Annotated in this window: 14 protein-coding genes and 1 pseudogene; 8 read left to right on the forward strand and 7 right to left on the reverse strand. The window is 72.2% G+C overall.

What is annotated here, in order from left to right; all coding sequences use genetic code 11:
- The 3 genes from MCBG_RS34515 to MCBG_RS29055 all read left to right on the forward strand — a co-directional run.
- The coding region (locus MCBG_RS34515) for a GltB/FmdC/FwdC-like GXGXG domain-containing protein (RefSeq protein WP_043329531.1) at positions 1–1597 on the forward strand (1597 nt) is incomplete at its 5' end.
- Positions 1590–3095 (forward strand): glutamate synthase subunit beta, encoded by a 1506-nt coding sequence (locus MCBG_RS29050; protein ID WP_043329533.1) that lies wholly within the window; start codon positions 1590–1592, stop codon positions 3093–3095. The genes MCBG_RS34515 and MCBG_RS29050, both read left to right, overlap by 8 nt.
- A gap of 145 nt (positions 3096–3240) precedes the next feature.
- Positions 3241–3768, forward strand: coding sequence for a hypothetical protein (locus MCBG_RS29055; protein ID WP_043329534.1), 528 nt, complete (start codon positions 3241–3243; stop codon positions 3766–3768).
- A 52-nt stretch (positions 3769–3820) separates the two neighbouring features.
- On the opposite strand, the gene MCBG_RS29060 is transcribed toward MCBG_RS29055, so the two are convergent.
- The gene (locus tag MCBG_RS29060) at positions 3821–5356 is read right to left on the reverse strand and encodes a M1 family metallopeptidase (RefSeq protein ID WP_043329536.1); all 1536 of its coding nucleotides are present in this window, start codon (positions 5354–5356) and stop codon (positions 3821–3823) included.
- Between the two features lie 195 nt (positions 5357–5551).
- On the opposite strand from MCBG_RS29060, the gene MCBG_RS29065 reads away from it, so the two are divergent.
- A complete protein-coding gene (locus MCBG_RS29065) occupies positions 5552–6337 on the forward strand; it encodes an SGNH/GDSL hydrolase family protein (protein WP_043329537.1) in 786 nt (261 codons plus the stop codon).
- A 66-nt stretch (positions 6338–6403) separates the two neighbouring features.
- Here MCBG_RS29065 and MCBG_RS29070 read toward each other — a convergent pair whose 3' ends face one another.
- On the reverse strand, positions 6404–7858 hold the full coding sequence (locus MCBG_RS29070) for an MFS transporter (protein ID WP_043329539.1): 1455 nt from the start codon (positions 7856–7858) through the stop codon (positions 6404–6406).
- Between the two features lie 182 nt (positions 7859–8040).
- Here MCBG_RS29070 and MCBG_RS29075 point away from each other — a divergent pair, with 182 nt between their 5' ends.
- The gene (locus tag MCBG_RS29075) at positions 8041–8622 is read left to right on the forward strand and encodes a TetR/AcrR family transcriptional regulator (protein WP_043331116.1); all 582 of its coding nucleotides are present in this window, start codon (positions 8041–8043) and stop codon (positions 8620–8622) included.
- Between the two features lie 37 nt (positions 8623–8659).
- On the opposite strand, the gene MCBG_RS34520 is transcribed toward MCBG_RS29075, so the two are convergent.
- Positions 8660–8914, reverse strand: coding sequence for a hypothetical protein (locus MCBG_RS34520; RefSeq protein ID WP_084789651.1), 255 nt, complete (start codon positions 8912–8914; stop codon positions 8660–8662).
- 26 nt (positions 8915–8940) lie between these two features.
- Entirely contained in the window at positions 8941–9279 is a 339-nt protein-coding gene (locus MCBG_RS29080; RefSeq protein ID WP_223201371.1) for a hypothetical protein, read from the reverse strand.
- Between the two features lie 183 nt (positions 9280–9462).
- Between MCBG_RS29080 and MCBG_RS29085 the strand changes: the two genes are divergently transcribed.
- Together MCBG_RS29085 and MCBG_RS29090 are read left to right on the forward strand one after the other, a co-directional pair.
- On the forward strand, positions 9463–10230 hold the full coding sequence (locus tag MCBG_RS29085) for a Scr1 family TA system antitoxin-like transcriptional regulator (RefSeq protein ID WP_043329540.1): 768 nt from the start codon (positions 9463–9465) through the stop codon (positions 10228–10230).
- Entirely contained in the window at positions 10221–10427 is a 207-nt protein-coding gene (locus tag MCBG_RS29090) for a DUF397 domain-containing protein (protein ID WP_082930880.1), read from the forward strand. Before MCBG_RS29085 ends, MCBG_RS29090 begins: the two co-directional genes overlap by 10 nt.
- 207 nt (positions 10428–10634) lie before the next feature.
- Here MCBG_RS29090 and MCBG_RS29095 read toward each other — a convergent pair whose 3' ends face one another.
- The 3 genes from MCBG_RS29095 to MCBG_RS29105 form a co-directional block, all read right to left on the reverse strand.
- Complete coding sequence (locus MCBG_RS29095) at positions 10635–11216, reverse strand: Fic/DOC family protein (RefSeq protein ID WP_043329543.1); 582 nt, start codon at positions 11214–11216, stop codon at positions 10635–10637.
- Positions 11213–11800, reverse strand: a complete 588-nt coding sequence (locus MCBG_RS29100; RefSeq protein ID WP_043329544.1) for a Panacea domain-containing protein — start codon at positions 11798–11800, stop codon at positions 11213–11215. Before MCBG_RS29100 ends, MCBG_RS29095 begins: the two co-directional genes overlap by 4 nt.
- Before the next feature lie 156 nt (positions 11801–11956).
- Entirely contained in the window at positions 11957–13366 is a 1410-nt protein-coding gene (locus MCBG_RS29105; RefSeq protein ID WP_043329546.1) for an alkaline phosphatase PhoX, read from the reverse strand.
- Positions 13367–13550: 184 nt separating this feature from the next.
- Between MCBG_RS29105 and MCBG_RS33270 the strand changes: the two are divergent.
- Positions 13551–13948 (forward strand): annotated as a pseudogene (locus MCBG_RS33270) (cell division protein FtsK); the annotation flags it as partial.

Consider the following 13948-nt stretch of genomic DNA (forward strand, 5'->3'; position numbering starts at 1 on the left):
GCTCGTCCACGACCTGAAGTGCGTCAACCCGGCCGCCCGGGTGCACGTCAAGCTGGTCAGCGAGGTCGGCGTGGGCACCGTCGCAGCGGGCGTGGCCAAGCTCAAGGCCGACGTCATCCTGATCTCCGGCCACGACGGCGGCACCGGCGCGTCCCCGCTCAACTCGCTCAAGCACGCCGGCACCCCGTGGGAGCTGGGCCTGGCCGAGGCACAGCAGACGCTGCTGCTGAACAAGCTGCGCGACCGGGTGACGGTGCAGGTCGACGGCCAGCTCAAGACCGGCCGGGACGTGCTGATCGCGGCGCTGCTCGGCGCCGAGGAGTTCGGCTTCGCCACCGCCCCGCTGATCGTCGAGGGCTGCGTGATGATGCGGGTGTGCCACCTGGACACCTGTCCGGTCGGCATCGCCACCCAGAACCCGGTGCTGCGCGAGCGCTTCACCGGCCGCCCCGAGTTCGTGGAGAACTTCTTCCTCTTCCTCGCCGAGGAGGTCCGCGGCTACCTGGCCGAGCTGGGCTTCCGCAGCATCGACGAGGCGATCGGGCACACCGAACTGCTCGACGTGGCCGGCGCGATCGACCACTGGAAGGGCCACGGGCTCGACCTGAGCCGCGTGCTGCACCTGCCCGAGCTGCCCGAGGGCGCGGCCCGCCGGGGCGTACGCGCCCAGGACCACGGCCTCGACGCGGCGCTGGACAACCGGCTCATCGAGCTGGCCGGGCCGGCGCTGCGGGAGCGCACCCCGGTCCGGGTCGAGGTCGAGGTGCGCAACGAACACCGCAGCGTCGGCGCGATGCTCGGCGGCGAGGTGACCCGCCGCTTCGGCGGCGCCGGCCTGCCCGACGACACGATCGAGTTCCTGCTGCGCGGCACCGCCGGCCAGTCGTTCGGCGCGTTCCTGCCGCGCGGCGTCACGCTGCGCCTGCACGGCGACGCCAACGACTACGTCGGCAAGGGACTGTCCGGCGGGCGCGTCGTGGTGCGGCCGGACACCGACGCGCCGTTCGTCGGCGTGGACGCCGCGCCCGGCCGCCGCGCCGAGGACCAGATCATCGCCGGCAACACCATCCTGTACGGCGCGACCGGCGGCGAGGTCTACCTGCGCGGCCGGGTGGGGGAGCGGTTCGCGGTCCGCAACTCCGGCGCGGTCGCGGTGGTCGAGGGCCTCGGCGACCACGGCTGCGAGTACATGACCGGCGGCACCGTCGTGGTGCTCGGGCCGACCGGGCGCAACTTCGCCGCCGGCATGTCCGGCGGCACCGCGTTCGTGCACCGGCTCGACCGGCGACTGGTCAACACCGAGCTGGTCGACCTGTCGCCGCTGCGCGACGAGGAACGCGACCGGCTGCACGAGCTGATCCAGCGGCACTTCGCCGAGACGGACTCGGCGGTCGCCGAGGACCTGCTCAAGCGCTGGCCGCAGGCGGTGGAGGAGTTCACCGCGGTGGTGCCCCGGGACTACCGCCGGGTCATGGAGATCATGCGGGCCGCCGAAGCCGCCGGCCGAGACGTCGACGACGCGGTGATGAGCGCCCTCTCGCCCGCGCCGGTACCGCCCGCGCCCCGGGCGGTCGCCCAGGAGGTGGCTCGTGCCTGACCCGAACGGTTTCCTGCGCTACGACCGGCGGCTGCCGGCCCGCCGTCCGGTGCCGGTGCGGATCTCCGACTGGCGGGAGGTGTACCCGCCGGCCGGTGAGGAGCTGATCCGCGAGCAGGCCACCCGGTGCATGGACTGCGGCATCCCGTTCTGCCACGACGGCTGCCCGCTGGGCAACCGCATCCCGGACTGGAACGACCTGGTCCGCACCGGCAACTGGGACGCGGCGGTGGACTCGCTGCACGCCACCAACAACTTCCCCGAGTTCACCGGCCGGCTCTGCCCGGCGCCGTGCGAGGCGGCCTGCGTGCTCGGCCTGGGCGGCCAGCAGCCGGTCACCATCAAGCAGGTCGAGGTGGAGATCGCCGACGCGGCGGTGGCCCGCGACGGCCTGCGGCCCCGGCCCGCGTCCGTGTCCACCGGCCGGTCGGTGGCCGTGGTCGGCTCCGGCCCGGCCGGGCTGGCCGCCGCGCAGCAGCTCGCCCGCGCCGGTCACACGGTCACCGTGTACGAGCGCGACGACGCGATCGGCGGCCTGCTCCGCTACGGCATCCCCGACTTCAAGCTGGAGAAGCAGCACATCGACAAGCGGCTGGCCCAGCTCACCGCCGAGGGCGTGCGGTTCCGCACCGGCGTCGACGTCGGCGTCGACGTGACCGCCGAGCAGTTGCGCGCCGAGCACGACGCGGTGCTGCTCGCCTGCGGCGCGTTGCAGGGCCGGGACACCCCGGAGACGCCCGGCCGGGCGCTGCGCGGCGTGCACCAGGCGATGGCGCACCTGGTCGCCGCGAACCGGGTGGTGGCCGCCGCCGGGGACGGGAAGCCCGCCCCCGCGACGCTGCCCGACGGTACGCCGATCGACGCCGCCGGCAAGCACGTGGTGATCATCGGTGGTGGCGACACCGCCGCCGACTGCCTCGGCGTGGCGCACCGGCAGGGCGCGGCCGGCGTACACCAGCTCGACCTCTACCCGGAGCCGCCGACGGAGCGGGACGCGGCGCGGGACCCGTGGCCGACCTGGCCGTGGGTGCTGCGCAACTACCCGGCGCACGAGGAGGGCGGCGAGCGGGTCTTCGCCGTCGCCGTGCAGGAGTTCGTGGACGACGGCACCGGCCAGGTCCGCGCGGTCCGGATCGCCGAGGTGACAGTGGAGAAGGTGGACGGTCGCCGCATCGTCACCGCGCTGCCCGGCTCCGAGCGCGAGATCCCGGCCGACCTGGTGCTGCTCGCCATCGGCTTCGAGGGCACCGAGGAGCAGCCGCTGCTGGCCCAGTTCGGGGTGACCCGCAACGGCCGGGGCGCGATCGACTCCGGCCCGGACTGGCAGGCCACCGACGGCGTCTTCGTCGCCGGTGACATGCACCGGGGCGCGTCGCTGATCGTCTGGGCGATCGCCGAGGGACGCGCTGCAGCGGCGGCGATCCACAAGTACCTGGGCGGGGTGGGCGACCTGCCCGCCCCGGTCGACCCGGCCCGCCAGCCGCTCGCCGCCAGGTGAAAGGAAGGGCCCCCTCTTAACGCCTCAGGTAGAGGAGGGGGCCCTTCTTAACACCCGCCGCCGCCGCGCGGCCGTCCGGGAAGGGTGGCCCAGGTCATGCCGGACGGGGCCCCGGCGGCACGACGACCGTCGTTAGGCTGCGGCCATGGACGTCGAGGTACGCCTGCGGCGCATCCGCCGCTGGCTCTGGCTGGTGGTGGCGGGGCTCTTCCTCAGCGGGGTGACCGCGTTCCCGCTGGAGGTCGAGGTGCGCTGGCTGCTGGCGGCGTCCGACCCGCTCGCCGGGCAGTTTCCGGCGCTGGTCGACTGGATCGAGCGGGTCCACGTCGGACTGGTGGCGGCCGGTGAGGACTACCCGTTCCTGCGGTACGGCACCGACTGGCTGGCCTTCGCGCACCTGGTGCTCGCGGTGGCGTTCTGGGGGCCGCTGCGTGACCCGGTCCGCAACGTGTGGGTGGTCCAGGTCGGAATGATCGCCTGCGCCGGCATCGTGCCGCTGGCGGTGATCTGCGGTCCGATCCGGGACATCCCCTGGTTCTGGACGCTCGTCGACCTCTCGTTCGCGGTCGGCGCGTTCCCGCCGCTCTGGTTCGCCTACCGCCACATCCGCGCGGTCGAGGCGGCACAGCCTTGGACGGCGTCGACTGCGGCACCCGTGCCGACCGCCGGTTGACCGCCCGGCCGGGCCGCCCCCGTGGTGGGGGAGCGGCCCGGCCGGCGCCCGGTCAGCGGCCGAGCAGGTCGTGCGCCGCGCGGATCTTCGTCCACGAGGCCGGCTGCGCCGGTGCGGCGCTCGTCCGCGCGGCGGCGGTCACGTCGGGGCGGCCGGGCGTGAACAGCCAGGTGGTGAACACCGCGTCGAGGTCCCGCCCGGAGATCCGCTCGGCTAGCGCCTGGAACTGCGCGACGGTGCCGTTGGCGTACTGCCGCTTGGCCGTCCAGGTGCGCAGGATGCGGAAGAACGCGGCGTCGCCGACGGCGAGCCGGATCTGGTGCAGCGCCATCGCGCCCCGGTCGTAGACGGCGTCGTCGAAGATCCCGCTCGGGCCCGGGTCGCCGGGGCGCACCTGCCAGAACTCGGAGTCGGCCGGGTAGCTGTCGTAGGTGAAGTCGAACAGTTCCTGCGCGGTGCCCTCGCCCTGCTCCTCGGACCAGAGCCACTCGGCGTACGAGGCGAAGCCCTCGTTGAGCCAGATGTGCCGCCAGTCCGCCACCGACACCGAGTCGCCGAACCACTGGTGGGCGTTCTCGTGCACCACCACGTACGGGTTGGCGCCGCGCCGCCAGAAGCCGGGGCCGTACACCGGGCGGGTCTGCGTCTCCAGCGCGAAGCCGATGCCGTCGACCGGCCCGGCCACGCCGCCCTGCGCCTCGAACGGGTACGGGCCGAACAGCCCGCTCTCCCAGTCGACGATCTCGGCGGTGCGTTCGATGCTGGCCCGCGCGGCGGGCAGGCGCTCGCCGAGCGTGGTGCTGTACGCGTTCACCACCGGCTGGCCGTTGGGCGCGACGTCGGTGACGATGTCGTACTGCCCGATGGCCAGGAACGCCTGGTACGTGGCGCCGGGCTTGACGCTGCGCCAGCTCCACCGGGTGCGGTTGCCGGCCTCGGGCAGCGGGTCGCGCGGCTGCACGCCGTTGCTGATCACCTCGACGCCGGTCGGCACCGAGACGGAGATGTCCCAGGTGGCCTTGTCCTTCGGGTGGTCGTTGCTCGGGTACCACCACCAGGCCGACTCGGGCTCGTTGACGGCGAGCGCCCCGTCGGCGGTACGGGTCCACGCCGTGTAGCCCTGGACCGTGGTCTGCGACGGCACGCCCGCGTACTTCACCACGACGGTGAGCTGCTGCCCCTTGGTCAGCGGCCGGGCCGGGGTGATCACCAGCTCGTGGTCGCCGGCCCGGGTGTACGTGGCGACCCAGCCGTTAACGCGCACCGACTCGACGGCGAGGACGAAGTCCAGGTTGAACCGGGACAGGTCCTTGGTGGCGGTGGCCAGGATCGTGGTGGTGCCGGTGAGCCGGTCGGTGGCCGGCTCGTAGCGCAGCCGGATGTCGTAGTGCCCGACGTCGTAGCCGCCGTTGCCGTAGTCGGGGAAGTAGCTGTCGCCCAGCCCGGGGCTGCCGGGCGTCGGGGTGGCCGCCGCGGGTTGCGGCCGGCCCCATCCGGCCGGGGCGGCCTGGCCGGGCGCGCCGGTCACTGTGGTGCCGGCCGCGGTGAGGGTCAGGGCGGCGATGGCCGCCGTGAGTGCGCGTCGCACGGGGGACTCCCTCCGTCGGGTGTCGTCACCGCCAAGCTAATCGACGCATGTGAACGCATCTGTCCCGTCCGGCCGATCTCGGCTATTCAATTTCGGCAAATGTTTCGATAGCATTACCGACCAGTAACAGCACCGATCCCTCGGCCACGCGCGCGGTCAACGGGCTCCACCACCCTGCCCCGTGGAGGCTCTGCCATGCCCCGTCGCGTCCGTACCGTGTTCGCCGCCGTCCTGGCGGCCGTCCTCGGCGCCGTGCTCCTGCCCGGCGCCGCCCGGGCGGCCACCGTCAACTACGTCGCCCTCGGCGACTCCTACTCCTCCGGGGTCGGCGCCGGCCCGTACGACCTGTCCACCTGCCTGCGCAGCCAGAAGTCGTACGCCCCGCTCTGGGCCGCCGCCCACTCGGTCACCAGCTTCAAGTTCCCGGCCTGCGGCGGCGCGGTCACCGCCGACGTGCTCAACAACCAGGTCGGCCAGCTCAGCAGCAGCACCACGCTGGTCACCATCACCATCGGCGGCAACGACGCCGGCTTCGCCGACGTGATGACCAGTTGCCGATTCGGCAGCACGTCGAGCTGCGAGAGCGCTGTGAACGAGTCGAAGGCGTTCGCCACCGCGACGCTGCCCGCCCGGCTCGACGCCACGTACACCGCGATCCGCAACCGGGCCCCGAACGCCCGGCTGGTGGTGCTCGGCTACCCGCGGCTGTTCGAGACCGGCTCCTGCGGCCTGCTCGCCATGAGCAGCTACAAGCGCACCATCCTCAACCAGGCCGCCGACACGCTCAACGGCGTCATCTCCGGCCGGGCCGCCGCGGCCGGGGGCACGTTCGTCGACGCGCGGCCGTTCTTCGCCGGGCACGGCGTGTGCGCCGCCGACCCGTGGATCCGTGACGTCAGCGGCGTGATCGAGGCGTACCACCCGAACGCCAGCGGCTACCGCTACGGCTACCTGGCGGCGCTGACCGCCGCCATCGGCTGACCGGCACGGCGAAGCCCCGCCCGGCACCGGCGCCGGGCGGGGCTTCCGTCCGCGTACCCCATGGGGTCAGCGGGCCGGGACCAGCTCCGGCGCCGGCGCCAGGTCCGGCACCGCCGGCCCGATCCGTCGCCGCGGCCACCGGCGGCGGCCGGAGGGTACGGCGAGCGCGGCCAGCGCCGCCGCCACCGAGATGCCGGTGAGCAGCAGGAAGCCCGCCGTGAAACCGGCCTCCCGGGGCAGCCCGCTCGGCTGCGGATTCGCGGTGATCACGGCACTGGCGAGCGCCGCGCCGATCGCGCCGCCGATGGTACGGATGTTGGCGTTCATGCCGGTCGCCGCGCCGGTCTGCCCGGCCGGCACGTTCGCCACGATCAGGTTGGCCATCGAGGCGAACGCCAGCCCGATGCCGAGGCCGACCAGGCCACCGGCGACACCGACCTGCCAGCGGGTGTCGTGCGCGACGGTCAGCATGGCGGCGGCCGCGACGTTGAACACCGCGCCGGTGCTCAGCTGCGCCTTGGCGCTGAACCGGGACTGCAGCCGTCCGGCCAGCAGGCCGGCCGCGAACATGCCGACGAGCATCGGCAGCATCAGCAGCCCGGCCTGGGTGACGCTGGCGCCGAAGCCGTAGCCGGCGCTGGTCGGGATCTGCGCGAACTGCGGCAGGAAGGCGTAGACGGCGAACATCGAGGCGCCGTAGAGCAACCCCACGAGGTTCGTGGTCCAGACCGCCGGCAGGCGCATCATCCGCAGGTCGATCAGCGGGTTCGCGGCCCGCGCCTCGGTCGCCAGCCAGGCGACAGCGAGCACCGCGGCCAGCGCCAGCAGTCCGACCACCCGGCCGGAGCCCCAACCCCACGCGGCGCCCTTGCTGACCGGCAGCAGCAGCGCCACCAGCCAGCCGGACAGGAGTACGGCGCTGAGCCAGTTGATCCGGCCCGGGGTGCGTACCGGCGAGCGCGGCACGAACCGGTGCGCGGCGAGCGCGGTCAGGCCGACCACCACCAGCGGGATCCAGAACAGCCACCGGTAGCCCAGCGTGGCCACGATCGGCCCGGCCAGCACCACGCCCAGCCCGCCGCCGACTGCGACGACCGCGGAGATCGAGGCCACCGCCGAGCTGACCCGGGCGGCCGGGAACTCGTCGCGGATGATGCCGAACGACAGCGGGAAGACGGCGCCGCCGATGCCCTGCACCACGCGGGCGGCGATCAACACGCCGATGCTGGGGGCGACGGCCGCCAGCAGGCAGCCCAGCGCCAGTGCGGCGAGCGAGAAGACGAGTGTCTTCTCCTTGCCGACCATGTCGCCGATGCGGCCGATGATCGGCGTGAAGACGGACGCGGAGAGCAGGTAGGCGGTGAGGACCCAGGTCACCGTGTTGGGCGAGGTGTGGAGGTCGTGCTGGATGGTGGGCAGCACCGGCGTGATCAGCGACTGGAGCATCGCGAAGAATCCGGTGCCGGCGGCCAGCACGAGGAAGGTGAGCCGGCGCGAGCCGCGCCGGGTTGAGTGGATCATGTGGGACGACTCCCCGTTCGGTACGAGACTGGTGGCCGCTCGCGCGGTCGTGCGGCGGTGGCGGCCGGACGTCCGGAGTAAGCTATCCGGAGGGGTGGCTCCGGTCAGCAACCGGAGGCTTGCCTCCATTAACTTAGCGGAGGGTTGCCTCCGGTTGCAAGACGAAAGGGGTGACGCGGGTCATGACCGACGCCGACGTGCCCGGTGAGGTCTTCTCCCGCCGCCCGAAACGGGCCGACGCCCGCCGCAACTACGACGCGCTCATCGCCGCCGCCCGTGAGGTCTTCGGCGAGCACGGCGCGGGCGCGTCGCTGGAGGAGATCGCCCGCCGGGCCGGCGTAGGCATCGGCACGCTCTACCGCAACTTCCCCCACCGGCGTGACCTGTTCGAGGCGGTCTACGTCGAGGAGGTGCGCGCGCTCAGCGCCTCCGCCGCCGACCTGGCCGACGAGCCGCCCTGGGACGCCCTGGTCGGCTGGCTGCACCGGTTCGTCGCCTACGTGGCCACCAAGCGGGCGCTGGCCGAGGAGCTGGTGCACGACTCCGAGGTGTTCCGCAGCTGCCGCACCGAGATCTACGCGACCGGCGAGCCGCTGCTGCGCCGCGCCCAGGAGGCCGGTGCCGCCCGGCCGGACGCCGGCTTCGACGACGTGATCCGGCTGATCAGCGGGCTGGCCGCGTACCAGTTCCCGGACCCGGCCCAGCGCGACCGCGTCCTGGCCATCGCGCTGGACGGCCTGCGCCCGCCGGCCCGTGTGACCTGATACGTCTCGTCGCCCGGCCGTCTGTCGACGTGACGCATCAAGGGCTGCTCTGCGCGGGATGAAGTGGCGGGCGCGGCCGTGCCCAGCCGACGAATCGAGCGAACAACACCTGTGGGCTGGGAGCCTCGTACGGGTTGAGACGATGTAGCTCGTGGGCTGCGTCATAGAGCTGCCCACACAGGTAGATCGACAGGGCGACACGATCGTTCGCGTACTCGGCGAGCAGTGCGAGTCGAGCCTCCGTGCACGGCCACGGATAAGCGCAGCGTTTGCAGATCCAGAGTGGGCGCATAGGCAGATGCGCGCGAGCGCCCGTGCTCACCCCAGCCCTCGCAGCCGCGTGGCCGCGTAAGTGCGGCTGCTGCTGCTGGACATGCGCTCCCGAGTTGTTGATTCCAGTCGGTGCAGACCAGCCAAATACACGAAAAGTTCCCGCTTGGCGACTGCGGAGCCTCGGGCGTTCAACTCGTACGCCTCGATCCATGCCCAGCCGTCGTACGGCTGGCGATCCTCGATCTCCCGGATCACGCGAACGGTGATCGGGCGAAAGAACTGAACGCTTGCCCTGCGGTCGAGGCAGAGGAGGTCTCCCGCGTTGAGCGGGCTGTCATTCGCCGTTGCGTCGCGTCGACCCGCCCTCGGCCTGCTGTCGGGCATGAGTTTCGTCTCCTGCCAGGGGGCTGCGTCGGGCGGCTCGCCCGACATCCCTGGTCCTGTGGCCGCCGGACGTCCGAGCACCGGCTGTGCCGCCTGGAGGTCAGCTTGCCGAGAGCTATGGGATCAATACACAGCGTTGATGTATGGTGCCGAGACGTTCGGGACGTCCATGAGGGAGGAAGGATGAACCACGCGCTCCAGGTGGCGATGGCCGAAGCCGGTGAGACGGCGGAGAGCCTTGCAGCTCAGACCGGCGTGGATCCGAAGACGGCGGCCCGTTGGGTCTCTCCGGGACGTATTCCGCAGCCTCGGCGACGTGCCCAGGTAGCGGCGCTCCTCGGCCGGGACGTCGGGGATCTTTGGCCGGACGTCCTCAAGCGCCGTGAACCGCCGTGGCTGCGTGAGTGGGTCGACTGGGAGCGGGACGCCGTGTCGATCCGCTGGTTCGAGCACACATGGGTGCCCGGGCTGTTGCAGACCGAGGCATATGCACGCGCGACGCTGACCGGCGAGGCGCTGACCGCAGCGGAAATCGATGAGCTGGTCGCCTCGCGGCTCGAACGACAGGCGATCCTCCGTCGGGACCGGCCGCCTCTGGTCGTCGCGGTCATCTTCGAGGGCGTACTGCATCAGTCGGCCTACGGCGACCGGGAGCTGATGCGGGAGCAGCTTGAGCACCTGGTCCACTGCGCAGCCCTGCCCGGTGTGCAGATACACGTCGTGCCGAGGGACATCGGCATGTATCCGGGGCTCGGTGGCGGCTTCATCCTCGCCGAACTGCCCACCGGTGAACATGTCGCGCACGTCGACAGCCAGGCGTCCGCGCAGCTACTTAATGAGGCTGCGGCCGTTGCTACGCTCAGCCGTAGGTGGGAGCGCATCAGGGGCGAGGCCCTCTCCCGAACCCAGTCACTAGACCTGATCATGGAAGCGGCAGGATCATGGACATGACCGCTGCGCGATGGCGCAAGAGCACGAAGAGCGGCAACAACGGCGGCTCTTGTGTGGAGGTCGCCGACAACCTCGCGGGCGTCGTGCTGGTCCGGGACACCAAGGACCGGGCCGGCGCGACGCTGGCCTTCGCGCCGGCGGCCTGGCAGGGATTCGTCGACCTGGCCAAGGAGATCGGCGTCAGTGAGCGTCGATGACACCAGCACCGACGCTCGGTGAAGATCTCGATGCCGAACTGGCCCGGCGGGGGATGGCGGTCTCCGCCGAGGGCTGCGCTCGCGCGGGGAGGCAACGTGCTCAGGTGGAGCAGCAGTGGCCTCGCGGTCGTCGGGTCAAGCTGCGCGAACGCATGCGTCAAGCGGCACAGGAGATACCCTCCAGGATCTATGACTGAGCAGCGTGGCTCAGCTGATCCGCCGGACGACGGGATCGAGCGCTGCCTTCAGGAGGTCCGTCTCGCCGGTGTTCAGGTGCTGGACGCAAGCGTCGATGTTGTCCGCCGCGTCGAGTTCCGACCAGTCGAGCAGGTAGCCGGCCGCGGCGCCGAGCTGGCGCAGGAAGGCGCGCAGGGTCCGTCCGTTGCCTTCCCGGAACGGATGGCAGACGTTCAGCTCCCCGTAGTAGTGGGCGAGCGACTCGACGAACGCCTCGCGCCTCAACCCGAGCAGGAAACCGTCCTCGGACAGTCCGGTGAGGACGGTACTCACCTGGTCGTCGATGAACCGCCAGTGGCAGAAACGGGCCCCGGGCTTGCTGATGTCGACCGTACGGGTCTGACCCGCCCACTTGTACAGGTCACCGAAGAGATGGCGGTGGAACGCCTGGAGGTGACCCAAACCGTAGTTGCCAGGGATGATGGTCCGAGCGGCCTGCACGTCCCGGATCGAGACGAGGCGGAACTCGGCGTCGCGTAGGGCGGCGGCATCCCTCAGGCCCAACTCGTTGGCCAGGCAATCCGTACCCGGCCAGCAGTACGGATCGGTCATCCGCGCAGGCGGGCGATCTCTTCGGCGATCAGGTCCTCAGCGCTCACCAGACCCGAGGCCACATCGCGAAGGCGCTCCTGCCACTCCTCGTCGAACTCCTCGCCCTCGATCGCGGCGTTCGCAGTGGCCAGGGCGACAGCCGTTTCTGTGCTCGCCATCTGCCTCGCGTAGTAGGTCCGCATCAGGTCGGTGTCGAGATGTTCGGAGGAACTGGCGGACTCGGGCAGTGCCCCCCGAGCGGCTCGCCACGGCAGCTCGTTGTGCGTCATGGTCGACAACTCGGCCGCCGAGAATTTTCCGTACTCGCGGGTGACCCAGCGGACACAGTCGAGCTGGGCGTCCGTGAGCCGGGAGGCATCCCCGAGCGGCCAATCCGACACGTAGAGCTGCTGGCGGTGCTGCCGGTAGAGCAGGGGAACGACAGGGCCTTCCCGCCAGGCCTCGATCGGCTCGGCGAACAGCGGTGCTCCGGTGCGGGCCAGGTGCCACCCCTGGCAGTAGTAGACGAGCTTCTCCAGCTTCATCGCCGTGACGCGGCCGACCTCGGCGAGCACCGCCGCGGCAACGTCGTGTGCGTTGGCCATCGGGGGACACCTCCTTCTTCGGCCCTGCTCAGAGCGTACCGATGATCCGCCTGGCCAGGCGACCCGTGCAGCGGTGTCGAATGGGACGTCTGTCGCAGACCAGCACTGCTCGGCCGGCGGCTCCCGAGCGAGAACCGCCGGCCGCTCACCGTCCCGTCAGCGGTGCCCGTTACCCGGCCGCCCCCACGGCCCGGTGATCGCGAACACGTACCCCGGCGACTGGATGTTGGCGAACAGCGTCCTGCCGTCCGCGCTGAACGTCGGCCCGGTGAACTCGCTGTCGTTCAGCTCGTTGCGCGCCAGCGGATACGCAGTGCCCTGCTCGGTGACGCCGACCAGGTGCGACACACCCTCGCCGTCCTCGGCCAGGATCACCCCGCCGTACGGCGACACGGTGATGTTGTCCGGCCCGTCGTAGTTGCCGTGGTCGGCGTCCGGGTCGGTGTTCACCCCGAAGATGGTCTTCAGCGTGACGGTCTGCCGGCGCGGGTCGTAGAACCACACCTGCCCGTCGTGCTCGTTGGCGCTGCCGTCGTCGTGCCGGGCGTAGCTGGCCACGAAGTACGCGCCGCCGTCGCCCCACCAGGCGCCCTCCAGCTTGCGGCTGCGGGTCACCTCCGCGTCGGTGAACTGTTTGCGTACGGACACGGTCCGGGCGTCGCGGTCCGGCACCTCGACCCACTCGACCCGGTAGCGGGTGCCGGGGGTGGTGGCCTCGGACAGGTCGGCCACGTGCGTGTCGCCGCGCAGGCAGCGCATCGCGGCGAGGCTTCCGGCGGCGCCGCCGTCGGGCCGCTGGGCGAGCGCCCGCAGCGCGCCCTTGCCGGCCCGGAAACCGGGCGGCGGCGTCCACCGGAAGTACAGGCCGTTGGGCCCGCTCGCGTCCTCGGTCAGGTAGATCGAGTGCGTGTACGGGTCGACCGCGACCGCCTCGTGCGAGTACCGCCCGAGGAACGTCAGCGGCACCGGGTCGGTGTTGGCGGACCTGTCGTGCGGGTCGACCTCGAAGACGTACCCGTGGTCCTTCAGGAATCGCCCACCGGCCCGCTGCTCGGTCTCCTCGCAGGTCAGCCACGTGCCCCACGGGGTGATGCCACCGGCGCAGTTGTTGTGCGTGCCGGCCACGCTCACGTACTCGCGCAGCCGCCGCCCGTGCCGGTCCACCTCGATGGTGGTGGTGCCGCCGCGGGCGCCCGGGTCGTAGGTGAGACCGGTCAGCGCCGGCACCGGGTACGGCTCGTCGCCGCCGATCTCGTGGTTGTTCACCAGCACCGAGCCGCGCGGGCCGCGGAAGCAGCCGGTGCCGTCGGCGTCGCTGGGGGTGGGCTGCCCGGACTCCAGCAGCGTCGCGCCCGCCTGCGCGACCACCGTGTACGAGAAGCCCGGCGGCAGCGCCAGCAGGCCGGCCGGGTCCGGCACCAGGTCGCCGTAGCCGACGGCGGGACGGCACGCGGGCCGGGCCGCGGCCGGGCCGGCGATCGCCTCCAGGCTGCCGGCCACCACGATGCCGAGCCCGCCGGCCACGCCGCCGCGCAGCAGGGACCGCCGGGGAAGAGGTGAGGTCACGTCGTCGCCTTCCTGTGCGCCACGATTGCCTGGAGGAAGGCAAGCGGGGCCGGGGGAACGGTGGGCGGCGCGCCCGTCCGCCGCCGGGTGAACAGTGGACGAATCCCCGGTGCGGAGCGCCTTGTGCCGCTGCGGTGCGCGTCCGTTAGGGTTCCCTCGATCGCAAGACGTCGGAGGGCGGACGGTGGGCAGACTCGCGGCGGCGTACCGGCAGGCGGTCGATCGGCACCGGCAGGCACTGCGCCACTGGGAGGCGGCTCGGCGGCTGCTCGGCGCCGCCGGGCCGGCGCCGGTGGGCAGCCCCGAGCTGGTCGCGCGGCTGGCCCGCCTCGGCGGTGAGCTGGCCGCCGCGGTGCCCGGCACCGCCCGCGTCGCGACCCACCCCGTTCCGGTACGCCTCGGCGCGGCGACCACAGTCGACGGCGCGTTCCCGGTGCTCGTGCCGGTGGGGGCGGGCGCGCATCTGGCGCTCGATCAGGACGCCCGCGACCCGCGCGTCGGGGAGCTGCTGCGGGCGGTGGTGGTGCGGCTGCTGACCGCCGCTCCGGCCGGCGCGATCCGGAGTCGTCGGCATCGACCAGG

The sequence above is a fragment of the Micromonospora sp. M42 genome, from assembly GCF_000568915.1.
In the GTDB taxonomy this organism is placed as follows: Bacteria; Actinomycetota; Actinomycetes; order Mycobacteriales; family Micromonosporaceae; genus Micromonospora; species Micromonospora chalcea.

Excerpts from the sequence above, each read along its gene's own strand:
- MCBG_RS29070 (WP_043329539.1), bottom strand. The coding sequence starts at position 7,858 with ATGATCCACTCAACCCGGCGCGGCTCGCGCCGGCTCACCTTCCTCGTG.
- MCBG_RS29100 (WP_043329544.1), bottom strand. The coding sequence starts at position 11,800 with ATGGCCAACGCACACGACGTTGCCGCGGCGGTGCTCGCCGAGGTCGGC.
- MCBG_RS29080 (WP_223201371.1), bottom strand. The coding sequence starts at position 9,279 with ATGCCCGACAGCAGGCCGAGGGCGGGTCGACGCGACGCAACGGCGAAT.
- MCBG_RS29065 (WP_043329537.1), top strand. The coding sequence starts at position 5,552 with ATGCCCCGTCGCGTCCGTACCGTGTTCGCCGCCGTCCTGGCGGCCGTC.
- MCBG_RS29095 (WP_043329543.1), bottom strand. The coding sequence starts at position 11,216 with ATGACCGATCCGTACTGCTGGCCGGGTACGGATTGCCTGGCCAACGAG.
- MCBG_RS29055 (WP_043329534.1), top strand. The coding sequence starts at position 3,241 with ATGGACGTCGAGGTACGCCTGCGGCGCATCCGCCGCTGGCTCTGGCTG.
- MCBG_RS29090 (WP_082930880.1), top strand. The coding sequence starts at position 10,221 with ATGGACATGACCGCTGCGCGATGGCGCAAGAGCACGAAGAGCGGCAAC.
- MCBG_RS29075 (WP_043331116.1), top strand. The coding sequence starts at position 8,041 with ATGACCGACGCCGACGTGCCCGGTGAGGTCTTCTCCCGCCGCCCGAAA.
- MCBG_RS34520 (WP_084789651.1), bottom strand. The coding sequence starts at position 8,914 with ATGCGCCCACTCTGGATCTGCAAACGCTGCGCTTATCCGTGGCCGTGC.
- MCBG_RS29085 (WP_043329540.1), top strand. The coding sequence starts at position 9,463 with ATGAACCACGCGCTCCAGGTGGCGATGGCCGAAGCCGGTGAGACGGCG.